Origin of the sequence: Streptomyces sp. NPDC048637, assembly GCF_040650675.1 — a bacterium.
GTDB lineage: Bacteria > Actinomycetota > Actinomycetes > Streptomycetales > Streptomycetaceae > Streptomyces.
This window is the reverse complement of sequence record NZ_JBEZHQ010000048.1, coordinates 39279-63731: the sequence shown is the minus strand read 5'-3', so window position 1 is coordinate 63731 and position 24453 is coordinate 39279. Positions and strand designations below refer to the sequence as shown.

At 70.9% G+C, this 24453-nt stretch carries 22 protein-coding genes; 18 read left to right on the top strand and 4 right to left on the bottom strand.

Going from position 1 to position 24453, the window contains the following annotated elements:
- Positions 1 to 299 precede the first annotated feature (299 nt).
- From AB0C46_RS36220 to AB0C46_RS36165, 12 genes are all read left to right on the top strand, one after another.
- Positions 300 to 845 carry a hypothetical protein gene (locus AB0C46_RS36220; protein WP_362833252.1) on the top strand — a complete coding sequence of 182 codons (546 nt, stop codon included), beginning with the start codon at positions 300 to 302 and terminating at the stop codon, positions 843 to 845.
- A gap of 149 nt (positions 846 to 994) precedes the next feature.
- Positions 995 to 1906, top strand: coding sequence for a pyridoxal 5'-phosphate synthase lyase subunit PdxS (pdxS, locus tag AB0C46_RS36215; RefSeq protein WP_208685923.1), 912 nt, complete (start codon positions 995 to 997; stop codon positions 1904 to 1906).
- Positions 1907 to 1915: 9 nt separating this feature from the next.
- Positions 1916 to 2509 (top strand): pyridoxal 5'-phosphate synthase glutaminase subunit PdxT, encoded by a 594-nt coding sequence (gene pdxT, locus AB0C46_RS36210; RefSeq protein WP_362833250.1) that lies wholly within the window; start codon positions 1916 to 1918, stop codon positions 2507 to 2509.
- Positions 2510 to 2641: 132 nt separating this feature from the next.
- Positions 2642 to 3394, top strand: a complete 753-nt coding sequence (locus tag AB0C46_RS36205) for a YebC/PmpR family DNA-binding transcriptional regulator (RefSeq protein WP_030076370.1) — start codon at positions 2642 to 2644, stop codon at positions 3392 to 3394.
- Positions 3395 to 3546: 152 nt separating this feature from the next.
- Positions 3547 to 4119 (top strand): crossover junction endodeoxyribonuclease RuvC, encoded by a 573-nt coding sequence (ruvC, locus tag AB0C46_RS36200; protein ID WP_018087638.1) that lies wholly within the window; start codon positions 3547 to 3549, stop codon positions 4117 to 4119.
- Entirely contained in the window at positions 4116 to 4736 is a 621-nt protein-coding gene (gene ruvA, locus AB0C46_RS36195) for a Holliday junction branch migration protein RuvA (protein WP_362833248.1), read from the top strand. The genes ruvC and ruvA overlap by 4 nt, the downstream gene beginning before the upstream one ends.
- An 82-nt stretch (positions 4737 to 4818) precedes the next feature.
- Positions 4819 to 5910 carry a Holliday junction branch migration DNA helicase RuvB gene (ruvB, locus tag AB0C46_RS36190; RefSeq protein ID WP_362833246.1) on the top strand — a complete coding sequence of 364 codons (1092 nt, stop codon included), beginning with the start codon at positions 4819 to 4821 and terminating at the stop codon, positions 5908 to 5910.
- 162 nt (positions 5911 to 6072) lie between these two features.
- The gene (yajC, locus tag AB0C46_RS36185) at positions 6073 to 6600 is read left to right on the top strand and encodes a preprotein translocase subunit YajC (protein ID WP_362833244.1); all 528 of its coding nucleotides are present in this window, start codon (positions 6073 to 6075) and stop codon (positions 6598 to 6600) included.
- A 151-nt stretch (positions 6601 to 6751) separates the two neighbouring features.
- Positions 6752 to 8542 (top strand): protein translocase subunit SecD, encoded by a 1791-nt coding sequence (secD, locus tag AB0C46_RS36180; protein WP_362833242.1) that lies wholly within the window; start codon positions 6752 to 6754, stop codon positions 8540 to 8542.
- A 1-nt stretch (position 8543) separates the two neighbouring features.
- On the top strand, positions 8544 to 9662 hold the full coding sequence (gene secF / locus AB0C46_RS36175; protein ID WP_362833240.1) for a protein translocase subunit SecF: 1119 nt from the start codon (positions 8544 to 8546) through the stop codon (positions 9660 to 9662).
- Positions 9659 to 10207: an adenine phosphoribosyltransferase gene (locus AB0C46_RS36170; protein WP_362833238.1), complete on the top strand. Its 549-nt coding sequence runs from the start codon at positions 9659 to 9661 to the stop codon at positions 10205 to 10207. The genes secF and AB0C46_RS36170 overlap by 4 nt, the downstream gene beginning before the upstream one ends.
- Before the next feature lie 173 nt (positions 10208 to 10380).
- A complete protein-coding gene (locus AB0C46_RS36165) occupies positions 10381 to 13017 on the top strand; it encodes a RelA/SpoT family protein (RefSeq protein ID WP_362833236.1) in 2637 nt (878 codons plus the stop codon).
- 59 nt (positions 13018 to 13076) lie between these two features.
- On the opposite strand, the gene AB0C46_RS36160 is transcribed toward AB0C46_RS36165, so the two are convergent.
- Together AB0C46_RS36160 and AB0C46_RS36155 are read right to left on the bottom strand one after the other, a co-directional pair.
- A complete protein-coding gene (locus AB0C46_RS36160) occupies positions 13077 to 14306 on the bottom strand; it encodes a DUF349 domain-containing protein (RefSeq protein WP_362833234.1) in 1230 nt (409 codons plus the stop codon).
- Positions 14307 to 14555: 249 nt separating this feature from the next.
- Complete coding sequence (locus AB0C46_RS36155; protein WP_362833232.1) at positions 14556 to 15386, bottom strand: peptidylprolyl isomerase; 831 nt, start codon at positions 15384 to 15386, stop codon at positions 14556 to 14558.
- 162 nt (positions 15387 to 15548) lie between these two features.
- Here AB0C46_RS36155 and AB0C46_RS36150 point away from each other — a divergent pair, with 162 nt between their 5' ends.
- The 4 genes from AB0C46_RS36150 (at position 15549) to AB0C46_RS36135 (ending at position 19987) form a co-directional block, all read left to right on the top strand.
- Positions 15549 to 16262 (top strand): MBL fold metallo-hydrolase, encoded by a 714-nt coding sequence (locus AB0C46_RS36150; RefSeq protein WP_362833230.1) that lies wholly within the window; start codon positions 15549 to 15551, stop codon positions 16260 to 16262.
- 10 nt (positions 16263 to 16272) lie between these two features.
- A complete protein-coding gene (gene hisS / locus AB0C46_RS36145) occupies positions 16273 to 17535 on the top strand; it encodes a histidine--tRNA ligase (RefSeq protein ID WP_362833228.1) in 1263 nt (420 codons plus the stop codon).
- Positions 17536 to 17877: 342 nt separating this feature from the next.
- Positions 17878 to 18522 carry a vitamin K epoxide reductase family protein gene (locus AB0C46_RS36140; protein WP_362833226.1) on the top strand — a complete coding sequence of 215 codons (645 nt, stop codon included), beginning with the start codon at positions 17878 to 17880 and terminating at the stop codon, positions 18520 to 18522.
- A gap of 94 nt (positions 18523 to 18616) precedes the next feature.
- Complete coding sequence (locus AB0C46_RS36135) at positions 18617 to 19987, top strand: replication-associated recombination protein A (protein ID WP_362833224.1); 1371 nt, start codon at positions 18617 to 18619, stop codon at positions 19985 to 19987.
- A gap of 77 nt (positions 19988 to 20064) precedes the next feature.
- Here AB0C46_RS36135 and AB0C46_RS36130 read toward each other — a convergent pair whose 3' ends face one another.
- Positions 20065 to 20817, bottom strand: a complete 753-nt coding sequence (locus AB0C46_RS36130) for a DUF2470 domain-containing protein (RefSeq protein ID WP_362833258.1) — start codon at positions 20815 to 20817, stop codon at positions 20065 to 20067.
- A 182-nt stretch (positions 20818 to 20999) separates the two neighbouring features.
- Between AB0C46_RS36130 and rpsD the strand changes: the two genes are divergently transcribed.
- Positions 21000 to 21611 (top strand): 30S ribosomal protein S4, encoded by a 612-nt coding sequence (gene rpsD / locus AB0C46_RS36125; protein WP_127149924.1) that lies wholly within the window; start codon positions 21000 to 21002, stop codon positions 21609 to 21611.
- A 26-nt stretch (positions 21612 to 21637) separates the two neighbouring features.
- Here the strand turns inward: rpsD and AB0C46_RS36120 are convergent, their stop codons facing one another.
- Positions 21638 to 23836, bottom strand: a complete 2199-nt coding sequence (locus AB0C46_RS36120; protein WP_362833221.1) for an AAA family ATPase — start codon at positions 23834 to 23836, stop codon at positions 21638 to 21640.
- A gap of 178 nt (positions 23837 to 24014) precedes the next feature.
- Here AB0C46_RS36120 and AB0C46_RS36115 point away from each other — a divergent pair, with 178 nt between their 5' ends.
- Positions 24015 to 24449, top strand: a complete 435-nt coding sequence (locus AB0C46_RS36115; RefSeq protein ID WP_174876461.1) for a DUF948 domain-containing protein — start codon at positions 24015 to 24017, stop codon at positions 24447 to 24449.
- Positions 24450 to 24453: the final 4 nt, after the last annotated feature.

Here is a 24453-nt window from a genome sequence, read left to right as displayed (position 1 = left end):
CCCCCACCAAGGTTTATTCATCCCCCCACGGGAGGGGACGGGTCGGAGCGGGTGGGGGTGTCCGGACGTAAAGCGAAGCAGTCCGGACACCCCCACCCGCGGAGGCCCGTCACCGCACCCCGACAGCCCCGCGCAGCGGACCCGGCCCGCCGCCAGGCGCAACGGCGAGAAACCAACACGGCGGGAAAGCCAAAAACGTGGGAAGCGGGCCAAGCGCAGCGGCGAGCAACCCACACGGCGGGTAAGACAAAAACGTCGGGCGGAAAACAACGCGCGGAAGACGCGTAAGGTGACGCGCCGTGACCACGTTCATCTGGATCGCCGTCGCGATCGTCCTCATCGGCATCTACCTCAGCTGGACGGCGGGCCGTCTCGACCGCCTGCACGCACGCATCGACGCGGCCAGGGCGGCCCTCGATGCCCAGCTGCTGCGACGGGCTTCCGTCGCGCAGGAGGTGGGCACCTCGGGGATCCTCGACCCGGCCGCCTCGATCGTGCTCTACCAGGCCGCGCACGAGGCCCGGCAGGCGGAGGAGGACCACCGTGAGGTCGCGGAGAGTGAGCTGAGCCAGGCACTGCGGGCGATCTTCGGGGAGGAGGCGCAGCTGGAGGCCGTACGGGAGGCACCCGGTGGCGAGCAGACGGTCACCGAGCTCACCGCCGCGGTGCGCCGCGTCCCGATGGCCCGTCGTTTCCACAACGACGCCGTACGGGCCGCCCGCGCCGTCCGCCGTCACCGGGTGGTGCGCTATTTCCGGCTCGCCGGCCATGCGCCGTTCCCGCTGGCCTTCGAGATGGATGACGAGCCGCCGGCCGTGCTGGACGATCGGTCGGCCGGGAACTGAGCCGGGCGGCGGGTGCCGGTGGCGGGGCCGCAGACGGCGACTCCCGGCGGTGACGAGCCACTGACCTGTAATTGGCCCTTTTCCCGGGCCACTCACCAACGGTTGTGTGGGCGCATCAGTACAGCCACCCGCACTGAGTGAGGTCAACCGTGTCCAGCACGCCCACCACGCCCCAGAACCCCGAGACCGGAACCGCGCGCGTCAAGCGCGGTATGGCCGAGCAGCTCAAGGGCGGCGTGATCATGGACGTCGTCACGCCGGAAGAGGCGAAGATCGCCGAGGACGCGGGCGCCGTCGCCGTCATGGCCCTGGAGCGGGTCCCCGCCGACATCCGCAAGGACGGCGGCGTGGCCCGGATGTCGGACCCCGACATGATCGACGGCATCATCAACGCCGTCTCCATCCCGGTGATGGCCAAGTCCCGGATCGGCCACTTCGTCGAGGCGCAGGTCCTGCAGTCGCTCGGCGTCGACTACATCGACGAGTCCGAGGTCCTCACCCCGGCCGACGAGGTCAACCACTCCGACAAGTGGGCCTTCACCACGCCCTTCGTGTGTGGTGCCACCAACCTGGGTGAGGCGCTGCGCCGGATCACCGAGGGCGCCGCCATGATCCGCTCCAAGGGCGAGGCCGGCACCGGCAATGTCGTCGAGGCGGTGCGCCACATGCGCCAGATCAAGGGCGAGATCGCCCGGCTGCGCGGCTACGACAACAACGAGCTGTTCGCCGCCGCCAAGGAGCTGCGCGCCCCCTACGAGCTGGTCAAGGAGGTCGCCGAGCTCGGCAAGCTGCCGGTGGTGCTGTTCTCCGCCGGTGGTGTGGCCACCCCGGCCGATGCCGCGCTGATGCGCCAGCTCGGCGCCGAGGGCGTGTTCGTCGGCTCCGGCATCTTCAAGTCCGGCGACCCCGCCAAGCGCGCCGCCGCGATCGTGAAGGCCACCACCTTCTACGACGACCCGAAGGTGATCGCGGACGTCTCCCGCAACCTGGGCGAGGCCATGGTCGGCATCAACTGCGACACCCTCCCCGAGGCCGAGCGCTACGCCAACCGCGGCTGGTAGGACACCTAGATGAGCACCCCCACCATCGGTGTGCTGGCCCTCCAGGGCGACGTCCGTGAGCACCTCGTTGCGCTCGCCGAGGCGGACGCCCTGGCCCGGCCGGTGCGCCGCCCCGAGGAACTGGACGGGATCGACGGCCTGGTCATACCGGGCGGCGAGTCCACCACCATGTCCAAGCTGGCCGTCACCTTCGGCATGCTGGAGCCGCTGCGCGCGTTCGTCCGTGCGGGCAAGCCGGTCTACGGCACCTGCGCCGGCATGATCATGGTCGCCGACAAGCTGCTGGACGCCCGTGAGGACCAGGAGACGTTCGGCGGCGTCGACATGATCGTGCGCCGTAACGCCTTCGGGCGGCAGAACGAGTCGTTCGAGGCGGCCATCGACATCGCCGGGATCCCCGGCGGACCGGTCGAGGGCGTCTTCATCCGGGCGCCCTGGGTCGAGTCGGTCGGTGGCGCGGTCGAGGTCCTGGCGACGTACGACGGGCACACCGTGGCCGTGCGGCAGGGTAACGTCCTCGCCACGTCTTTCCACCCGGAGCTCACCGGCGACCACCGGGTCCACGCCCTGTTCGTGGACATGGTGCGGCGGGCCCAGGGCTGATCCGAAGGGCGGGCCACAGCGCTCCATCAGGGTCGTTGCCGGGTGACGGGCGGGAGTAACACCGTGTGACCTGGCCCCGGTAGGATCTAAGGCGTTCGTTTCAGACGTTGGTTACGCGAAGGAGACAGGCGGATGTCCGGCCACTCTAAATGGGCTACGACGAAGCACAAGAAGGCCGTGATCGATGCCAAGCGCGGCAAGCTCTTCGCGAAGCTGATCAAGAACATCGAGGTCGCGGCCCGTACCGGCGGTGCCGACCCTGACGGCAACCCCACTCTCTTCGACGCCATCCAGAAGGCCAAGAAGAGCTCGGTGCCCAACAAGAACATCGACTCCGCGGTCAAGCGCGGTGCGGGTCTCGAAGCCGGCGGCGCCGACTACGAGACCATCATGTACGAGGGGTACGGCCCCAACGGTGTCGCGGTGCTCATCGAGTGCCTCACCGACAACCGCAACCGCGCCGCCTCGGACGTCCGCGTCGCCATGACCCGCAACGGCGGTTCGATGGCCGACCCGGGTTCGGTGTCGTACCTGTTCAACCGCAAGGGCGTGGTGATCGTCCCCAAGGGTGAACTGACCGAGGACGACGTCCTGGGCGCGGTCCTGGACGCCGGTGCCGAAGAGGTCAACGACCTCGGCGAGTCCTTCGAGGTGCTCAGCGAGGCCACCGACCTGGTCGCGGTCCGAAGTGCCCTCCAGGAGTCCGGCATCGACTACGACTCCGCCGACGCCAACTTCGTCCCGACCATGCAGGTCGAGCTGGAGGAAGAGGGCGCGCGCAAGATCTTCAAGCTGATCGACGCGCTGGAGGACAGCGACGACGTGCAGAACGTCTTCGCCAACTTCGACGTCTCGGACGATGTGATGGCCAAGGTCGACGCCTGAACGGCGCGGCACGCTCGGTCGACTGACGGGCCGACGGGGACACACCCCGTCGGCCCGTCGGTTTGTCAGTGGCAGCCACTACTGTGCTGATCAGGGGGCATGCGCTTCCGGGACAGGCACAGCTGACCGATACGGCGAGGGGCGGGGAACCGATGAAGGTGCTGGGGGTGGACCCGGGGCTGACACGCTGCGGGGTCGGGGTGGTCGACGGCGTCGCGGGGCGTCCGCTGACGATGGTCGGCGTCGGCGTCGTCCGCACGCCGGCGGACGCCGACATCGCCCAGCGCCTGGTCGAGATCGAGCGCGGGATAGACGCCTGGCTCGACGAGCACCGCCCCGAGTACGTCGCGGTGGAGCGGGTCTTCAGCCAGCACAACGTCCGTACGGTCATGGGCACCGCCCAGGCCAGCGCGGTCGCCATGCTGTGCGCGGCCCGTCGTGGACTGCCGGTCGCGCTGCACACCCCCAGCGAGGTCAAGGCCGCCGTCACGGGATCGGGCCGGGCCGACAAGGCCCAGGTCGGCGCGATGGTCACCCGGCTGCTGCGGCTCGACGCGCCACCGAAACCGGCCGACGCCGCCGACGCCCTCGCCCTCGCCATCTGCCACATCTGGCGCGCCCCCGCGGTCAACCGCCTCCAGCAGGCGCACGCCGCGGCCCGTCGCGCCGCCCCCGTCCGCGCTCCCGGCGTCCGCCGGGCGACACCCCAGAAGGGCACCCGATGATCGCCTTCGTCTCCGGCCCGGTCGCGGCCCTCGCACCGGACTCCGCCGTCGTCGAGGTCGGCGGTATCGGCATGGCCGTCCAGTGCACACCGGACACCCTCTCCGCGCTGCGCATCGGACAGCCGGCCAAGCTCGCCACCTCCCTCGTCGTCCGCGAGGACTCGCTCACCCTCTACGGCTTCGCCGACGACGACGAGCGGCAGACCTTCGAGCTGCTGCAGACCGCCAGCGGCGTCGGCCCCCGGCTCGCCCAGGCGATGCTCGCGGTGCACTCCCCGGACGCGCTGCGGCTGGCCGTCGCCACCGGTGACGAGAAGGCCCTCACGGCCGTGCCCGGCATCGGCAAGAAGGGCGCACAGAAGCTGCTTCTGGAGTTCAAGGACCGGCTCGGGGAGCCGGTGGGCACCGGCCGCGCGGGCGTCGGCAGTGCCGTCACGGCCGGCTGGCGCGACCAGCTGCACGCCGCCCTGATCGGCCTCGGCTACGCCACCCGGGAAGCGGACGAAGCGGTTTCCGCGGTCGCCCCGCAGGCCGACGCGGCGGTCGCCGGCGGCGGGACGCCTCAGGTGCCGCAGCTGCTCAAGGCCGCTCTGCAGACCCTGAACCGCGCCCGATGACCGCCGCCACCCGGGCCCCGCGCCCCCGACCGTTCGACCACGCAGGCGGCCCGGCCGCCCCGACCCCGCGAGGCATTCCGCAGTGAACTGGGACGACACCGCACCGCCCCCCACCGAGGACGCCGCCACGGGCGCCCCCGACCGGCTGGTCGGGGCCGACGCGGACGGTGAGGACACCGCCGTCGAGGCCGCACTGCGGCCCAAGGACCTCGAAGAATTCGTCGGCCAGGAGCGGGTGCGTGAGCAGCTCGACCTGGTGCTGCGTGCCGCCCGCGCCCGCGGCGCCACCGCCGACCATGTCCTGCTGTCCGGGGCGCCGGGCCTCGGCAAGACGACCCTCTCGATGATCATCGCCGCTGAGATGGGCGCCCCGATCCGGATCACCTCCGGGCCCGCCATCCAGCACGCCGGCGACCTCGCCGCGATCCTCTCCTCCCTCCAGGAGGGCGAGGTCCTCTTCCTCGACGAGATCCACCGGATGTCCCGGCCCGCCGAGGAAATGCTCTATATGGCGATGGAGGACTTCCGCGTCGACGTCATCGTCGGCAAGGGCCCGGGAGCCACCGCCATCCCGCTCGAACTTCCCCCGTTCACCCTGGTCGGCGCCACGACCCGGGCCGGTCTGCTGCCGCCCCCGCTGCGTGACCGCTTCGGCTTCACCGCCCATATGGAGTTCTACGCCCCCGCCGAGCTGGAGCGGGTGATCCACCGCTCGGCCGGGCTGCTGGACGTCCACATAGAGGCCGAGGGCGCCGCCGAGATCGCCGGCCGCTCCCGCGGCACGCCCCGTATCGCCAACCGTCTGCTGCGCCGGGTCCGCGACTACGCCCAGGTCAAGGCCGACGGCTTCATCACCCGCGAGATCGCCTCCCAGGCCCTCGGGGTCTACGAGGTCGACGCCCGCGGCCTGGACCGCCTCGACCGCGCCGTGCTCACGGCCCTGCTCAAGCTGTTCGGCGGCGGCCCGGTGGGCCTGTCCACCCTCGCGGTCGCGGTGGGGGAGGAGCGGGAGACGGTCGAGGAGGTCGCCGAGCCGTTCCTCGTACGGGAAGGGCTGCTGGCCAGGACGCCCAGGGGCCGGATCGCCACCCCGGCGGCCTGGACCCATCTGGGGCTCGTCCCGCCGCAGCAGCAAGCGGGCGCCGCCGGACAGCAGGGCTTGTTCGGAGCGTGACGGCGCGGATACTCGCCCGGCCAGGAACTGCGGTGGGATGCTGTGCGTTGTTCCACTGGTGGGGACTCGCCTAGACTCCGCCGATGCCGTTCGTATGGGCGGCATTCCCACCCCCGTATATGAGATCGCGCATCAGCGGTCGTGCGAAGGAATTTCCGTCCCGTGAATATCGTGACTCTCCTCCCCTTCATCGTCCTCATCGGGGCCATGTTCCTGATGACTCGGTCTGCCAAGAAGAAGCAGCAGGCGGCCGCGCAGATGCGCAACGAAATGCAGGCCGGCACCGGCGTCCGGACGATCGGCGGTATGTACGCCACTGTCAAGGAAGTCCACGAGGACACCGTCCTCCTGGAGGTCGCCCCCGGCGTGCACGCCATTTACGCCAAGAACGCCATCGGCGCCGTGCTCGCGGACGAGGAGTACAACCGCATCCTGGACGGTGCCGACCCGATCCACGCCGACGAGCCGGTCGTTCCGGATGACGCCTCCTCGCTGACCGGCGGCACCGCCGCCGAGGCCGAGAAGGCCGACAAGATCGACCTGGGCAAGGCCGCCGGGGCTCCGGCCGACGCCGCGCCCGCGGCCGACGAGGCCAAGGACGCCAAGCCCGCCGACGAGGCCAAGGACACCGTCAAGGCGGACGCCGACACCGCCAAGGACGACAAGAAGTCCGGCGGCGACGCGAAGTAGTCCCCCCCACGGAACCGCGGAGCACGCGTGGTGTGTCGTGCACCGCGGTTCCGGGACGGTCTAGGCTCCGGCGGGGGCACGTCCCCACAAGACTTCGTGGCCCCTCGGCCGGAAACCCGGGCCGAGGGGTTGGACAGGGAGATACGAGAAGGTGGCAGCACCGAAGAAGGGCCGCAGGGCGCCCGCGAGCCAGGGGCATCCGGGCCGCACCCTGATCCTGGTCCTCATCGCCATGGCGGGGCTGATCGGAGGGATGTTCTACTCCGGCACGCTGACGCCGCGACTGGGCATCGACCTGGCCGGCGGCACCAGCTTCACGCTGGCGGCCCAGAACCAGCCGGGCAAGCCCAACGCGATCAACGAGACCAATATGAAGACCGCCGCCGGCATCATGGAGCGACGGGTCAACGGTCTCGGAGTGTCCGAGGCCGAGGTCCAGACCCAGGGCAGCGACCACATCATCGTGAACATCCCCAAGGGGACGGACGCGAAGCAGGCCCGCGAGCAGGTCGGCACCACCGCCAAGCTCGGGTTCCGGCCGGTACTCACCACCACGGCGGGCGTCAAGACCCCCGAGCCCAAGCCCAACCCTTCCAAGAGCGGCGCGAGCGACCAGGGCAAGGGCGACAAGGCCGCGGGTGACCAGGCCAAGGACCAGCCGGGCACCCAGCAGAGCGCCTCGTCCTCGCCGTCGCCGAGCGCCAAGCCGACGACGCAGGGCCGCGCGGTGACCGACGCGCTGAAGAAGGCACCGTCCGCCAAGCCCACCCCCTCCGGCCCGGCCAAGCCCTCCGCGCCTCAGGTGCCGCCGACGCCCCCGGCCGGTGCGGACATCCCGCCGGCCCTGCAGAAGCAGCTCAACGCGCTGGACTGCTCCAGCAAGCAGAGCCGCGCCACCGCCGGCGACAAGGCCGCGAACACCAAGCCGTCCGACCCGGTCGTGGCCTGTGGTGACGACGGGAAGCAGAAGTACGCGCTCGGCCCGGTCGGCGTCGAGGGCACGGACGTCAAGGACGCCAAGGCGGTCTTCGACAGCCAGCAGGGCGGGGGCTGGATCGTCCAGATGGACTTCACCTCCGAGGGCGGCAAGAAGTTCGCGGACGTCACCGGCAAGCTCGCCACCCAGGCGCCGCCGCAGAACCAGTTCGCGATCGTCCTGGACGGCGCGGTGGTCTCCGACCCGCGCGTCACCGAGCGGCTCAACGGCGGTAACGCCACGATCTCCGGCGGCTTCACCCAGCAGTCCGCCGAAGACCTCGGCAACATGCTGTCCTACGGTTCCCTGCCGCTCTCCTTCAAGATCGACGACGAGACCACGGTCACCGCGGCACTCGGCGGCGAGCAGCTGCAGGCCGGTCTGATCGCCGGCGCCATCGGCCTCGCACTGGTCATCGTCTACCTCGTCGCCTACTACCGGGGCCTGGCCCTGGTCGCGCTGGCGAGTCTGTTCGTCTCGGCGATCCTGACGTACACGATCATGACGTTGCTCGGCCCGACCATCGGGTTCGCGCTGAACCTCCCGGCGGTCTGCGGCGCCATCGTGGCCATCGGTATCACCGCCGACTCGTTCATCGTCTACTTCGAACGCATCCGGGACGAGATCCGTGAGGGCCGCACCCTGCGCCCGGCCGTCGAGCGCGGCTGGCCCCGGGCCCGCCGTACGATCCTGGTCTCCGACTTCGTGTCGTTCCTGGCCGCCGCGGTGCTGTTCATCGTCACCGTCGGCAAGGTGAAGGGCTTCGCGTTCACGCTCGGCCTGACCACCGTCCTCGACGTCGTCGTGGTCTTCTACTTCACCAAGCCCCTGATGACGATGCTGGCCCGGCGGAAGTTCTTCTCCGACGGTCACCCCTGGTCCGGCCTCGATCCCAAGCGCCTGGGCGCCAAGCCGCCGCTGCGCCGTCGTCGCGGCGCCGCCCCCACCCAGACGAAGGAGGCGTGAGATGTCCAAGCTCGGCAACCTCGGCGCCCGGCTCTACCGCGGGGAAGTCGGCTACGACTTCATCGGCAAGCGGAAGATCTGGTACGGCATCTCGATCCTCATCACCATCACGGCCATCGTCGGCCTCGCGGTGCGCGGCCTGAACATGGGCATCGAGTTCTCCGGCGGCGCGGTCTTCACCACGCCTGCGACCTCTGTGTCCGCCACGCAGGCCCAGCACCAGGCCGAGTCGGCGGCGGGCGGCCACCAGGCCGTGGTGCAGAAGCTCGGCGGCGGCTCGCTGCGCATCCAGATCAGCGGTCTGGACACCAAGCAGGCGCTGCCGGTTCAGGAAGAGCTCGCCAAGGACCTGAAGATCCCGGTCAAGGACGTCAACACCCAGCTGGTCGGCCCGAGCTGGGGTGAGGAGATCGCCAACAAGGCCTGGCTGGGCCTGGGGATCTTCATGGTCCTCGTGGTGCTCTATCTCGCGATCGCCTTCGAGTGGCGGATGGCGCTCGGCGCGCTGATCGCGCTGATCCACGACCTCACGATCACCGTCGGCATCTACGCCCTGGTCGGCTTCGAGGTCACTCCCGGCACGGTCATCGGTCTGCTGACGATCCTCGGTTACTCCCTGTACGACACGGTGGTCGTCTTCGACAGCCTCAAGGAAGCCTCCAAGGACATCACCAAGCAGAACCGCTTCACGTACAGCGAGATCGCCAACCGCTCCATCAACAGCACCCTGGTGCGCTCCATCAACACCACGGTCGTGGCGCTGCTCCCGGTCGCCGGTCTGCTGTTCGTCGGTGGCGGTGTGCTGGGCGCGGGCATGCTCAACGACATCTCGCTGGCCCTGTTCGTCGGTCTCGCCGCCGGTGCGTACTCGTCGATCTTCATCGCGACCCCGCTGGTCGCCGATCTGAAGGGCCGCGAGCCGCAGATAAAGGCACTGGCCAAGCGGGTGAAGGCGAAGCGCGCGGCAGCCGCGGCCAAGGACGCGAGCCAGGAGGACACCGAGGACCCGGCCCCCGCCACGGCGGACGCCGAGGACGGTGGTGCCGCGGTCGTCGGGCCGCGCCACCAGCCCGCCTCCCGTAACCGCGGACGCGGCCGCCCGTCGGGCAAGCGCCGATGAGCGCCCCCGCCGAACTGCGTGAGCTCCTGCTCAGCCGGATCGCGGACATCCCGGACCACCCGCAGCCGGGTGTGGTGTTCAAGGACATCACCCCGCTGCTGGCCGACCCGGCCGCCTTCGGCGCGCTCACCGAGGCGTTCGCCGAGCTGTGCGGGCGGCACCGCGTCGACAAGATCGTGGGCCTGGAGGCGCGCGGGTTCATACTCGCCGCTCCGGTCGCGGTCCGGGCCGGTGTCGGCTTCGTCCCCGTCCGCAAGGCGGGCAAGCTGCCCGGCACGACGCTCGGCCAGGCCTACGAGCTGGAGTACGGCACGGCCGAGATCGAGATCCACGCCGATGCGCTGGCCCCGGGCGACCGGGTGCTGGTGATCGACGACGTCCTCGCCACCGGCGGTACCGCCGACGCCTCGATGCAGCTCATCCGCCGCGCGGGCGCCGAGGTCGCGGGCCTGGCCGTGCTGCTGGAGCTCGGCTTCCTCGCCGGGCGGCAGCGGCTGGAGCCGGGGCTGAAGGGCGCTCCGCTGGAGGCCCTGATCACGGTCTGAGCGGCTCGCACCACAGCACCTCTGCAGCGGGGGCATCCGGAAGAATCCGGGTGCCCCCGCTGCTGTGTCATGTACGGACCCCTGGCCGCGGGGGAGCCGCGGCCCCGGGGTCGATACCATGGCACCCCGGCCCGTACGAGGTCCTGGGGTCCGGAACCGCCTGAGGAGTGCTCTTGCCAGACGAGGCCCAGCCGCTCTCCCCCGGACTGCGTCCGACGGGATCCGACGCCGCGCGCCCGGACGAGCCGAAGCCCACGGACGTGGCTTCCGCGGACGCGCCCCAGCCCGAGCGGCAGGGCGCGCCCGACGGCACCGCCACGCCCCGGCCGCCGGCCGGCCCCACCTCCGCGTCCCCGGCGCCCGCCGAGCGGCCCCGTACGGAGCCCAAGCCGGGGCCCGCCTCCTCGTCGTCCCGGTCGGCCTCCGCGCCGTCCCGGGCGGCCAAGCCGCCCGCCAAGGCCGACCAGCCCGCCGCTCCCAAGCCGCTGCCGCCCGCCCCCGCCGGCCGCTCCGGCTCCCCCAACCGGGTACGCGCCCGCCTGGCCCGCCTCGGTGTCCAGCGCTCCAGCCCGTACAACCCGGTCCTGGAGCCGCTGCTGCGGGCCGTCCGCGGCAATGACCCCAAGATCGAGACCGCGACGCTGCGCCAGGTCGAGCGGGCCTACCAGGTCGCCGAGCGCTGGCACCGCGGCCAGAAGCGCAAGAGCGGCGACCCGTACATCACCCACCCGCTCGCGGTCACCACCATCCTCGCCGAGCTGGGCATGGACCCGGCCACGCTGATGGCGGGCCTGCTGCACGACACCGTCGAGGACACCGAGTACGGCCTGGACACCCTCCGCCGCGACTTCGGCGACCAGGTGGCGCTGCTGGTCGACGGCGTCACCAAGCTGGACAAGGTCAAGTTCGGCGAGGCGGCGCAGGCCGAGACCGTCCGCAAGATGGTCGTCGCGATGGCCAAGGACCCGCGCGTCCTGGTCATCAAGCTCGCCGACCGGCTGCACAACATGCGCACCATGCGCTACCTCAAGCGGGAGAAGCAGGAGAAGAAGGCCCGCGAGACGCTGGAGATCTACGCTCCGCTCGCCCACCGCCTGGGCATGAACACCATCAAGTGGGAGCTGGAGGACCTCGCCTTCGCGATCCTCTACCCCAAGATGTACGACGAGATCGTGCGGCTGGTCGCCGAGCGGGCGCCCAAGCGCGACGAGTATCTGGCCATAGTGACCGACGAGGTCCAGGCCGATCTGCGTGCCGCCCGTATCAAGGCCACCGTCACCGGCCGCCCGAAGCACTACTACAGCGTCTACCAGAAGATGATCGTGCGCGGCCGCGACTTCGCCGAGATCTACGATCTGGTGGGCATCCGCGTCCTCGTCGACACCGTCCGCGACTGCTACGCCGCGCTCGGCACCATCCACGCGCGATGGAACCCGGTCCCCGGCCGGTTCAAGGACTACATCGCGATGCCGAAGTTCAACATGTACCAGTCGCTGCACACGACCGTGATCGGCCCCAGCGGCAAGCCCGTTGAGCTCCAGATCCGTACGTTCGACATGCACCGCCGTGCCGAGTACGGCATCGCCGCCCACTGGAAGTACAAGCAGGAGGCGGTCGCCGGCACGTCCAAGGTGCGTACGGACGTGCCCAAGGGCGTCGGCAAGGGCGCCGGCCAGGACACCGTCAACGACATGGCCTGGCTGCGGCAGTTGCTGGACTGGCAGAAGGAGACCGAGGACCCCGGCGAGTTCCTGGAGTCGCTGCGCTTCGACCTGTCCCGCAACGAGGTCTTCGTCTTCACGCCCAAGGGCGATGTCATAGCGCTGCCGGCCGGTGCCACCCCCGTCGACTTCGCCTATGCGGTGCACACCGAGGTCGGCCACCGCACGATAGGGGCACGGGTCAACGGGCGCCTCGTACCGCTCGAATCGACCCTGGACAACGGCGACTTGGTGGAGGTCTTCACCTCCAAGGCGGCGGGTGCCGGGCCGTCCCGCGACTGGCTCGGCTTCGTCAAGTCCCCGCGCGCCCGCAACAAGATCCGCGGCTGGTTCTCCAAGGAGCGCCGCGACGAGGCCATCGAGCAGGGCAAGGACGCCATCGCGCGCGCCATGCGCAAGCAGAACCTGCCGATCCAGCGGATCCTGACCGGCGACTCCCTGGTCACCCTCGCGCACGAGATGCGCTACCCCGACATCTCCTCGCTGTACGCCGCCATCGGCGAGGGCCATGTCGCCGCGCAGAGCGTCGTCCAGAAGCTGGTGCAGGCGCTCGGCGGCCAGGACGAGGCGACCGAGGACATCGCCGAGTCGACCCCGATCCGGCCGCGTTCCAAGCGCCGTTCCAGTGCCGACCCCGGTGTGGTCGTCAAGGGCGTCGACGATGTGTGGGTCAAGCTGGCCCGCTGCTGTACGCCGGTGCCGGGCGACCCCATCATCGGCTTCGTCACCCGCGGCAACGGCGTCTCGGTGCACCGCGCCGACTGCGTGAACGTCGACTCGCTGTCCCGGCAGCCGGAGCGGATACTCGAGGTCGAGTGGGCGCCCACCCAGTCCTCGGTCTTCCTGGTCGCCATCCAGGTCGAGGCCCTGGACCGCTCCCGGCTCCTGTCGGACGTCACCCGGATCCTGTCCGACCAGCACGTCAACATCCTCTCAGCGGCCGTCCAGACCTCCCGCGACCGCGTCGCCACCTCCCGCTTCACGTTCGAGATGGGCGATCCGAAGCATCTGGGGCATGTGCTGAAGGCGGTCCGGGGCGTGGAGGGCGTGTACGACGTGTACCGGGTGACGTCGGCCCGGAGGCCATAGGCCGCACGCACGAAGGGCCCCGGTACGGAATCCGTACCGGGGCCCTCGGTGCGTCACTCTCAGCCGCCGAACTCCTCCAGGCCCTTGAGCGCCTGGTCCAGCAGTGCCTTGCGGCCCGCCAGCTCCCGGCCGAGCTTGTCGGCCTTGGCGTTGTTGCCGGCCGCCCGGGCCGTGTCGATCTGCTTCTCCAGCTTGTCGACCGCGTCCTGGAGCTGGCCGGTCAGCCCCGCGGCGCGGGCCCGCGCCTCAGGGTTCGTACGGCGCCACTCGGTCTCCTCGGCCTCCTGGATGGCCCGCTCGACGGCGTGCATCCGGCCCTCGATCTTCGGGCGGGCGTCCCGCGGGACATGGCCGATGGCCTCCCACCGCTCATTGATCGAGCGGAACGCCGCCCGCGCGGCCTTCAGGTCCGAGACGGGGAGCAGCTTTTCGGCCTCGACGGCCAGCTCCTCCTTGCGGGTCAGATTCTCCCGCTGCTCGGCATCGCGCTCCGCGAAGACCTCACCGCGCGCCTGGAAGAAGATGTCCTGGGCGCCGCGGAAGCGGTTCCACAGATCGTCCTCGTGCTCGCGCTGGGCGCGTCCGGCGGCCTTCCAGTCCGCCATCAGCTCGCGGTAGCGGGCCGCGGTGGCCCCCCAGTCCGTCGAGTTCGACAGCGCCTCGGCCTCGGCGACCAGCTTCTCCTTCGCCTTACGGGACTCCTCGCGCTGCGCGTCCAGCGACGCGAAGTGCGCCTTGCGCCGCTTGGAGAACGCCGAGCGGGCGTGCGAGAAGCGGTGCCACAGTTCGTCGTCCGCCTTGCGGTCGAGCCGTGGCAGGCCCTTCCAGGTGTCGACCAGGGCGCGCAGCCGCTCGCCGGCCGCCCGCCACTGCTCACTGGCCGCCAGCTCCTCGGCCTCGGCGACCAGCTTCTCCTTGGCCTGCCGGGCTTCGTTGCTCTGCCGCGCCTTCTGTGCCTTGCGCTCCTCGCGGCGCGATTCGACGGACTCGACGAGCTTGTCGAGCCGCTTCCGCAGCGCGTCCAGATCGCCCACCGCGTGGTGTTCGTCGACCTGGGTGCGCAGATGCTCGATCGCGGTCGTGGCGTCCTTCGCCGACAGGTCGGTGGTCTTGACCCGGCGCTCGAGGAGGCCGATCTCGACGACCAGGCCCTCATACTTGCGCTCGAAGTAGGCGAGGGCCTCCTCGGGGGTTCCCGCCTGCCACGATCCGACGACCTGCTCGCCCTCGGCGGTACGCACGTACACGGTCCCCGTCTCGTCGACGCGGCCCCATGGGTCGCTGCTCACAGCGCCTCCTCCACATGATGCCGACGGGGGCGTGCGGCCCCCCGGCATCGTCCACAGTTTCTGTCCGGCAGAGCCGCGCCCTGACCGGTCCGACGGGCTGAATTGCGGGTGAGGGTGGCAGCCGTCGGAGCAGGCACCCTACACAACGCCAATCTAGGCGACCGGCGGTCGGCTGTCCGCATCCAGCACGACCGAAATTCCGCGGTGCGCACGGCGGCGCCGATGCACCACCCCAGGTCGCCCGGCAGGTCAGGACCTTTTGACGGATGCCTTGTCGATCACGACGGTGGCGTTCGGCGCGGTGTTGCCGGTCTGCCGGTCGGGCGTCGAACCGGCCTTGGCGATCTTCTTCAGCACATCCATACCACCGGTGACGGTGCCGAACGGTGTGTAGTTCGGGGGCAGCTTGCTGTCCCGGTAGACGAGGAAGAACTGGCTGCCCCCGGAATTGCGGGTCCGGTCGCTCCGGCCGTCATAGCGGTTGGCCATCGCGACCGTGCCCGCCGGATAGACGCCGCCCTTGAGCCGGGAGTCGTTGAGGTTCTCGTCCGGGATGGTGTAGCCGGGGGTGCCCTGGCCGGTGCCCATCGGGTCGCCGCACTGCAGGACGTAGAGGCCCTGGTCGACCAGGCGGTGGCACTTGCTGTGGTCGAAGTAGCCCTGGCCAGCCAGGAAGGCGAAGGAGTTGACCGTGTGCGGTGCCTTGCCGGCGTCCAGCTTCAGCTCGATCGTGCCGCAGGTCGTCGCCAGCTTCGCGGAGTAGGGGGCCGAGGTGTCGAGGGACATCGCCGGCTCCTTCTTCCAGGTCTTGGTGGCGGGCGTGCCCGGGGCGGGCCTGCCGCACGGGTCCGGCGCCTTGGCGGGGGACGGGGTTGCCGCCGCCCGGTCGGATTCCTGGTCGTTGCCGGCCAGTCCGGCGGAGGCGTAGGCGGCGACGCCGGCGGCCAGTGCGACGGCCACCGCGGACGCGATGACCACCGTGCGGCGTTTGGCCTTGTGCTGGGCCACGGACCGCCGTTGCTGCTGGCGCTCGTACTTCTCCCTGGCGAGCTGCCGCCGCCGCTGATCTCTGCTGACCACCGGTCGTCTCCTTAGTCCGGTCACCGATCGTTGTCGTCGGCCGTGGCCGTACCGTATACGGGTTCGCCCTGTCGGGAGTCCCGCCGGTAGGCTCTGGAGCTGCCGAGATGTCCGGGAGCGGTCCCGCGGACCGCCCCCCACCACCGACCTTTAAGGACGAACGTGCTGATTGCCGGGTTCCCCGCCGGGGCCTGGGGCACCAATTGCTACTTGGTCGCCCCCGCCGCCGGCGAGGAGTGCGTCATCATCGACCCGGGCCACCAGGCGGCCCAAGGAGTCGAGGACGCGGTCGCAAAGCATCGGCTCAAGCCTGTCGCGGTCGTTCTCACCCATGGCCATATCGACCATGTCGCCTCCGTGGTCCCGGTGTGCGGTGCGCACGATGTCCCGGCCTGGATCCACCCCGCGGACCGCTACATGATGAGCGACCCGGAGAAGGGCATCGGCCGCTCCATCGGTCAGCAGCTCATGGGCGAACTCACCGTGGGGGAGCCGGACGACGTCAAGGAGCTGAGCGACGGTGCCGCCCTGGAACTCGCCGGGATGGAATTCTCCGTCGCGCACGCCCCGGGCCATACCAAGGGGTCGGTGACGTTCAGGATGCCCGAGCAGGCCGACATTCCGCCGGTCTTCTTCTCCGGCGACCTGCTCTTCGCCGGCTCCATCGGACGCACCGATCTGCCGGGCGGCGACCACGGCGAGATCCTGCAGTCGCTGGCGCGTGTGTGCCTGCCGCTGGAGGACTCGACCGTCGTCCTGTCCGGCCACGGCCCCCAGACCACCATCGGCCGCGAGCGCGCCACCAACCCCTTCCTGCGGGAAGTGGCCGCCGGCCTCGGAGACGGCTTCAGCGCCGCTCCACGACGAGGAATGTGACGAGACTTCCGTGAGCACCTTCAAGGCCCCCAAGGGCACGTACGACCTGATTCCGCCGCAGTCCGCCACCTATCTCGCGGTGCGCGAGGCGATCGCCGCGCCGCTGAAGAACTCCGGGTACGGCTACATCGAGACACCCGGTTTCGAGAATGTCGAGCTGTTCGCGCGCGGCGTCGGTGAGTCCACCGACATCGTGACCAAGGAGATGTACGCCTTCGAGACCAAGGGCGGCGACCAGCTGGCGCTGCGCCCCGAGGGCACCGCGTCCGTGCTGCGCGCCGCACTGGAGGCCAACCTCCACAAGGCGGGCAACCTCCCGGTCAAGCTCTGGTACTCCGGCTCGTACTACCGCTACGAGCGTCCGCAGAAGGGCCGCTACCGCCACTTCTCCCAGGTCGGCGCCGAGGCCATCGGTGCCGAAGACCCGGCGCTGGACGCCGAGTTGATCATCCTGGCCGACCAGTCCTACCGCGCGCTGGGGCTGCGGAGCTTCCGCATCCTGCTCAACTCCCTGGGCGACAAGGAGTGCCGCCCCGTCTACCGCGCCGTGCTGCAGGACTTTCTGCGCGGGCTCGACCTGGACGAGGACACCCGGCGCCGGGTCGACATCAACCCGCTGCGCGTCCTGGACGACAAGCGCGAGGCCGTACAGAAGCAGCTCGACGGGGCGCCCAAGCTGCGCGACTACCTCTGCGAGGCCTGCAAGGCGTACCACGAGCAGGTGCGTGAGCTGCTGACCGCGGCGGGAGTGGCCTTCGAGGACGACGAGAAGCTGGTCCGCGGCCTGGACTACTACACCCGCACCACCTTCGAGTTCGTCCACGACGGCCTGGGCTCGCAGTCCGCGGTGGGCGGCGGCGGCCGCTACGACGGTCTCTCCGAGATGATCGGCGGGCCCGCACTGCCGTCCGTGGGCTGGGCGCTGGGCGTCGACCGCACGGTGCTGGCGCTGGAGGCGGAGGGCATCACGCTCGACATCCCCGCCGCCACGGCCGTCTACGCGGTGCCGCTCGGCGAGGAGGCCCGCCGGGTGCTGTTCGGTGTGGTCACCGAGCTGCGCCGGTCCGGTGTCGCCACCGACTTCGCGTTCGGCGGCAAGGGCCTGAAGAACGCGATGAAGTCCGCCAACCGCTCCGGCGCGCGGCTGGCGCTGGTGGCGGGCGAGCGGGATCTGGCCGAGGGCGTGGTCCAGCTCAAGGACCTGGAGAGCGGTGAGCAGACCGCGGTCGCGCTGGACACCGCGGTCGAGGAGGTCCGGCGCACGCTGGGCTGAGACCGCGGGGCGGCGGCCCCGGGGGGCCCGGACGGCGAGCGGCCGGCCGGGCCCCTCGTCTTTGCCGGGCCCCCGTGCCGCCGGGCGTCCGGTGTCAACGCCGGCCGTGCGTTCATCCCGGCGAAGGGATTCCGGCCCGGCAGCACCCGCGGTGTCCGCCCGCCGGGCGGGCGGACAGGGCAGGCGCGAGTGGAGCGAACCTGAGAGAACGCTGTGTGCGGAGGGCTCTTCTTTATGTTCGTCGCACAGTGGGTCATGGTGGAGTTGGGGCAGAATGAACGGCGTGCCCGTGACCGGGCCCGCGCTCAGCCCCATCTCCCAAGGGATCGACGGAACGGCGATATGACGACGACAGAGCTTGACGACGTGTCCACCGACGACGACCGCGCGAGCGGCACGGGCACCACCGGCTCGGGTCGCGGCTTCTCGCTGCTCCTGGTGATCACCGGCGCGCTGGGCATCCTCGCGTCCTGGATCATCACGCTGGACAAGTTCGAGCTGCTGAAGAACCCGGGATACGTGCCGGACTGCACTTTCAACCCGATCCTTTCCTGCACCAACGTCATGAAGAGCCAGCAGGCGGAGGTCTTCGGCTTCCCGAACCCGATGGCCGGGCTGGTCGGTTTCGGCGTGGTCATCGCGATCGGTATGGCCCTGCTGGCGGGTGCCCGCTTCCGCCGCTGGTACTGGACCGGGCTGAACATCGGCACCGGGCTCGCCGCGGTCTTCTGCATGTGGCTGATGGTCCAGTCGCTTTACCACATCAACTCGCTGTGCCTGTGGTGCACGCTGACCTGGTGCGTCACCATCCTGATGTTCTGGTACACCACCGTGCACAACGTCAAGCACGGCATCATCCCGGCCCCCGCGGGGCTGCGCCGGGCGGTGCTGGAGTTCCACTGGGTCGTGCCGGTGCTCTGGTACGGCGTGATCGCGCTGCTGATCCTCACCAGGTGGTGGTCGTCGTACTGGAGCACCCTGCTCTAGAACGCCCCTCGGCCCGCATGTCCGGCCCTGACGCCCCGGCCCGTCCCTGACGGCGGCCGGGGCGTTGTCAGTGGGGTGGCTTAGGCTCGTGATCGTGGAGCCCGACCTGTTCACCGCCGCTGCCGAAGACCGCCAGGAGAAGGACCCCGCGGGGTCCCCGCTCGCCGTCCGGATGCGCCCGCGCACCCTCGACGAAGTCGTGGGCCAGCAGCATCTGCTCAAGCCGGGCTCGCCCCTGCGCCGCCTCGTCGGCGAGGGCAGCGGGGGGCCCGCGGGGCCGTCCTCGGTGTTCCTGTGGGGACCGCCGGGCATCGGGAAGACGACCCTGGCGTATGTCGTCAGCCAGGCGACGAACAAGCGCTTCGTGGAGCTCTCGGCGATCACCGCGGGCGTCAAGGAGGTCCGCGCGGTCATCGACGGTGCGCGGCGCGCCTCGGGCGGCTTCGGCAAGGAGACCGTCCTCTTCCTCGACGAGATCCACCGTTTCAGCAAGGCCCAGCAGGATTCCCTGCTGCCGGCCGTGGAGAACCGCTGGGTCACCCTGATCGCTGCGACGACCGAGAATCCGTATTTCTCGGTGATCTCGCCGCTGCTGTCCCGCTCGCTGCTGCTGACCCTCGAACCCCTCACGGACGGCGATCTGCGCGGGCTGCTGCGGCGTGCGCTGACCGATGCGCGCGGGCTGGCCGGCGCGGTCACCCTCCCCGAGGACACCGAGGGGCATCTGCTGCGGATCGCGGGCGGCGACGCCCGGCGCGCGCTGACGGCCCTGGAGGCCGGGGCGGGCTCCGCGCTGGCCAAGGGCGAGAAGGAGATCACCCTCGCCACCCTGGAGGAGTCCGTCGACCGCGCGGCGGTGAAGTACGACCGCGACGGTGACCAGCACTATGACGTCGCCAGCGCGCTGATCAAGTCCATCCGGGGCTCGGACGTCGACGCCGCGCTGCACTACCTGGCGCGCATGATCGAGGCGGGGGAGGACCCGCGGTTCATCGCCCGCCGGCTGATGATCTCGGCGAGCGAGGACATCGGCCTGGCCGATCCGGCGGCCCTGCAGACCGCGGTCGCCGCCGCCCAGGCCGTGGCGATGATCGGCTTCCCGGAGGCGCGGATCACGCTGAGCCAGGCCACCATCGCGCTCGCCCTGGCGCCGAAATCGAACGCCGCCTATATGGCCATCGACGCCGCGCTGGCGGACGTCCGGGCCGGCCGGGCGGGTGCGGTGCCGCCGCATCTGCGCGACGGCCACTACAAGGGCGCTCAGAAGCTCGGCCACGGCCAGGGCTATCAGTATCCGCACGACCTGCCGGGCGGTATCGCGGCCCAGCAGTATGCGCCGGACGAGGTGCACGGCAAGCGCTATTACGAGCCCACCCGCCACGGTGCGGAGGCGCGCTACGCCGATGTCGTCGAGCGGGTGCGGGTGCGCCTGCGCTCGGACTCCGGCGAGAGCGCCGCCGAATAACCCCGCCGCCGGCCGGGCCGGGCGCCGATCCCGTCGGTCTCCCGGCCACCGTCCGCCGAGCGGGCGGCGGACCCGGTCTACTCGGCCGCCGCCTCGAAGAGGAGATGCATCGCCCGCCGCAACTCCCTCACGTCCCGCACGGGCTCGGGGAAGTCGAACCGCGCGTCGAAGGAGTGCTGCTCGGCGTCCGTGAAGCGGACCCGCAGGCCGAAGCGGTCCAGGCCCACCGGCACGGCCCGGTCGCGCAGCCCGCAGGCCGCCTCGCGGTCGCCCAGCAGGGCGCACAGCCCGCGCACCTGCTCGCTGTGCGCGGCGTGCAGATGCTGCAGCAGCTCCGCCTCGTGGGCGGCCAGCGGATCGGCGGCCGCGGCGGCGAAGTCGTCCGGCTCGACGGACTCGGAGCCCCACAGATCGTCCACCGCGCCCTCACCGACCTCTAGGCGCAGCATCATCCAGGCGGTCCGCCCGTACAGGCCCGGTGCGGGCTCCGGCTGCAGTGCCTCGCCGATGCCGAGCAGCTCGCCGACCGGGTGCCGCTCCGCGAGCAGCAGCGCCGCCCCGGCGCGCTGCTCGTTGCGTACGGGGGTGAGCCAGCCGGCCACCCAGGCCCGTCCGCGGATGCGATGGGGCACCGAAACCGGCGCGACATCCGTGATCTCCATCACGGCTGTCAGGTCGTCGTCCTGTGCGTGTGCCGCCGCCCGAGCCGCCGCAGAGTCGCCGGAAACCAGCAACAGCACGTCTCCGTCGGGTGTCACGGTCCGGCAGACCGGCGCCGAGAGTCCGCTCTCGTCAGGGTCCTCGACACCGGGGATGTCCAAAGACGCCATACCATTGGACTCGACGAGGGTTCGTACGCGCTCGGCGGCAGTGGGCTGCTGGGCGTCTTCCACGGGACGCGGCTGACCCGCCTCGGTGCGGTGTGCACCGGGCAGGGGGATCCCAGGTCGAAACATGCGTTCTCCTCGCGCTAAGGTAAGCCTCACCTAACTTACACGGAGGTCCGTTCCACGTGAACCAGTCGCGTCCCAAGGTCAAGAAGTCCCGCGCGCTCGGCATCGCCCTGACGCCGAAGGCCGTCAAGTACTTCGAGGCCCGTCCCTACCCGCCCGGCGAGCACGGCCGTGGCCGCAAGCAGAACAGTGACTACAAGGTCCGTCTGCTCGAGAAGCAGCGTCTGCGTGCGCAGTACGACATCAGCGAGCGCCAGATGGCGCGTGCCTACGACCGCGCTCGGAAGGTCGAAGGCAAGACCGGCGAAGCGCTGATCATCGAGCTTGAGCGCCGTCTGGACGCGCTCGTCCTGCGGTCGGGCATCGCCCGCACCATCTACCAGGCTCGTCAGATGGTCGTCCACGGCCACATCTCGGTGAACGACCGCAAGGTCGACAAGCCGTCCTTCCGCGTCCGCCCCGGCGACGTCGTGATGGTCCGCGAGCGCAGCCGCGAGAAGCACCCCTTCCAGGTCGCCCGTGAGGGTGGCTACGACACCGACGGTGAGACCCCGCGCTACCTCGAGGTCAACCTGCCGGCTCTGGCGTTCCGCCTCGACCGGGACCCGAACCGCAAGGAGATCCCGGTGATCTGCGACGAGCAGCTCGTCGTCGAGTACTACGCCCGCTAAGCACCACCGCAGGCGCAGCACCACGCTCAGCCCGCCGTCTCCCCGCCGCTCGCGGAGGGGGAGGCGGCGGGCTCGTTCGTGCCCGGCGGCACGATCCACACCGTCCGGTGCCGGGCGGGCACCGGACCGCCGGACCGCAGGATCCGGGCCACCGCCGCGTCCAGGCCGAGACGCTCGCCCGCGCGCAGGGCACGCCCGTAGCCCTCGGCCCCCAGTCGTTGCCGGGCCTGTTCCTCGCACAGCGCATGCGGCCGGCGGAAGTGGCGCGAACCGAACAGCGGCAGCCCCACCGAAGGCCAGATCCCGCCCGCGGCGCCCTGGAGCACCGCCGCCTCCTCCGCGTCCCCCTCGCCGAGCGTCACCATCGCCAGCAGCTCGATCGCCAGCACCACGCCCAGCAGGTCGTGGAAGGCGTGATGGACGGCCAGGGACTCCTCCAGCAGGGCCCGGGCCCGCTCGCCGTCGCCGCGCGACCATGCCGCGTACGCCAGCACGAACTGGGCGTACGCCCGCGTCCAGCGCTCCCCGTGGTCCTCACACACCTCCAGGACGTCCTCGCACAGCCGCACCGCGTCCGCCGGCTCGCCCCGGAAGGCCACCGCCATCGCCAGCTCGACCTGCCCCAGCAGCACATTGCTGTTGAGCTCGCCGATCTCCCGGTAGCGCCGCAGCGCCCCGCGCAGCAGCCCCTCGGCGCGCGGCATGTCGTCGCAGACCAGCGCCAGACAGCCGGTGCGGTGCAGCGCATAGGCGGCCGCGGTGGCGTTGCCGGTCCGCTCGGCCTCGTCGCGGCACTCCTGCAGCGCCCCCAGCGCGCCGACGGTGTCCCCCTGGAGCACCGCGACATAGCCGGCCACCCACAGCGCCTTCAGCCGTGCGTCGTCGTGGTCGCTCTCCAGCTCTAGGGCCCGGTCCAGCCAGTGCCGGCCCTCGGAGAGCCGCCCGCAGCCCACCCAGTAGAACCACAGAGTGCCCGCCAGGTACTGGCCCAGGTGCGTATCGGCGGGGCACTCCAGGCTCTGCTCCAGCGCCACCCGCAGATTGGGCAGCTCGGCCTCGATCCGGGCCGCGATCTCGGTCTGCCGGGAGCTGAACCAGTCCAGTTCGCACCAGGTGGCCAGCCCCAGATACCAGTCGCGGTGCCGGCGCCGCAGCCGGTCACCGTCGGGGGTCGCCGCCAGCCAGCCCGCGCCGTAGGCCCGTACGGTGTCCAGCATCCGGTAGCGCACCCCGGCCGCGGTCTCCTCGCGCACCAGCACCGACTGGGCGACCAACTCCGCGATGACGTCGAGGAGTTCGGCGGCCGGCAGCTCAGGGCCCGAGCAGACGTACTCGGCCGCCTCCAGGTCGAACTGCCCGGCGAAGACCGACAGCCGCGCCCACAGCAGCCGCTCCTCGGGAGTGCACAGCTCATGGCTCCAGCCGATCGCGGTACGCAGAGTCTGATGGCGCGGCAGGGCGCCGCGGGCAGTGCCGGTCAGCAGCCGGAAGCGGTCGTCGAGCCGGTGGAGCACCTGGTCCACGGACAGCGCGCGCAGCCGTCCGGCGGCCAGCTCCAGCGCGAGCGGAATCCCGTCGAGCCGCTCGCAGAGCTCGGTGACCGCCGCCTCGTTGGCCGCTTCGACGGTGAAGCCGCCGAGCACGGCCGCGGCGCGGTCGGCGAACAGGGCGGTCGCATCGGCGGTGTTCAGCGGCGCCAGCGCCACAGTCTGCTCGCCGGTGAGCCCGAGCGGCCGCCGTCCGGCGGCCAGCACCCGCAGCCCGGGGGCGCGGCGCAGCAGCTCCGCGGTCAGTTCGGCGCAGGCGTCGACCAGATGCTCATGGCCGTCCAGGACGAGCAGCAGTTCCCGGCCGGCGAGGTGGTCGCACAGTGCGGCGCGCACCGGACGGCCGCTGTGGTCGGCCAGTGCCAGCGCCTCGGCGACGGTGTGGTCCAGGAGATGCGCTTCGCGCAGAGAAGACAGTTCGACCAGCCACACCCCATCGCAGAAGCGATCCTGCAAGATCGCTGCGCCATGGCGGGCGAGCCGGGACTTGCCGACGCCGCCGAGGCCGGTGAGCGTCACCAGCCGGGCCGAGTCCAGCTGCCGTGCCAGCGCGGCCAGTTCGTCGTCGCGGCCGATGAAGCGGTTGAGTTCCGCGGGAAGGTTCCCCGGCCTGCCCGGCGCCCGCAGACGCTCGGGGGAAGGGCGGGAGACGGGACCGGGGCGCGTGAGGCGTCGCATGGCACACGGAGCGTACTCGGCAGGATGCGGACCGTACAATCACGTCGCCGGATTCCCCTGGCGGCCGCTCCGCGCCACCGGGAACGGGTACGGACGGACAGTCACGGCGCGATAAGGTCAAGGTTGCCGTTCGAGCAGGACGAGAACCAGACCAAACCAGTCGGAGAGTGGTGCCAACGTGTCCGGTGGAGAGGTGGCCGGGATCCTCGTGGCCGTCTTCTGGGCGATCCTTGTGTCGTTCCTCGCCCTCGTGCTGGTGAGGCTCGCACAGACGCTCAAGGCGACCACCAAGATGGTGGCCGAGGTGTCCGAGCAGGCCGTGCCCCTCCTCGCCGACGCCTCCGCAACGGTCCGCTCCGCGCACACCCAGCTGGCCCGCGTCGATGCCATCGCCGCCGACGTCCAAGAGGTCACCGCCAACGCCTCCGCGCTCTCCTCGACCGTGTCCTCCGCCTTCGGCGGCCCGCTGGTCAAGGTGGCGGCGTTCGGCTACGGCGTGCGCCGCGCGATCGGCAAGAAGGGCGAACCGGAGCCGAAGCGCACCGTCGTCCTCGGCCGTACCCTGCCCGGCGCCCGCCGCGGCGGGCGCCGCAACCGTCGCTCCAAGGACTGATCAC

Bases quoted from the DNA above. Each gene is read 5' to 3' on its own strand.
- pdxT (WP_362833250.1), top strand. From the start codon at position 1,916: ATGAGCACCCCCACCATCGGTGTGCTGGCCCTCCAGGGCGACGTCCGT.
- AB0C46_RS36205 (WP_030076370.1), top strand. From the start codon at position 2,642: ATGTCCGGCCACTCTAAATGGGCTACGACGAAGCACAAGAAGGCCGTG.
- ruvC (WP_018087638.1), top strand. From the start codon at position 3,547: ATGAAGGTGCTGGGGGTGGACCCGGGGCTGACACGCTGCGGGGTCGGG.
- ruvA (WP_362833248.1), top strand. From the start codon at position 4,116: ATGATCGCCTTCGTCTCCGGCCCGGTCGCGGCCCTCGCACCGGACTCC.
- secF (WP_362833240.1), top strand. From the start codon at position 8,544: ATGTCCAAGCTCGGCAACCTCGGCGCCCGGCTCTACCGCGGGGAAGTC.
- AB0C46_RS36170 (WP_362833238.1), top strand. From the start codon at position 9,659: ATGAGCGCCCCCGCCGAACTGCGTGAGCTCCTGCTCAGCCGGATCGCG.
- AB0C46_RS36140 (WP_362833226.1), top strand. From the start codon at position 17,878: ATGACGACGACAGAGCTTGACGACGTGTCCACCGACGACGACCGCGCG.
- AB0C46_RS36130 (WP_362833258.1), bottom strand. From the start codon at position 20,817: ATGGCGTCTTTGGACATCCCCGGTGTCGAGGACCCTGACGAGAGCGGA.
- AB0C46_RS36120 (WP_362833221.1), bottom strand. From the start codon at position 23,836: ATGCGACGCCTCACGCGCCCCGGTCCCGTCTCCCGCCCTTCCCCCGAG.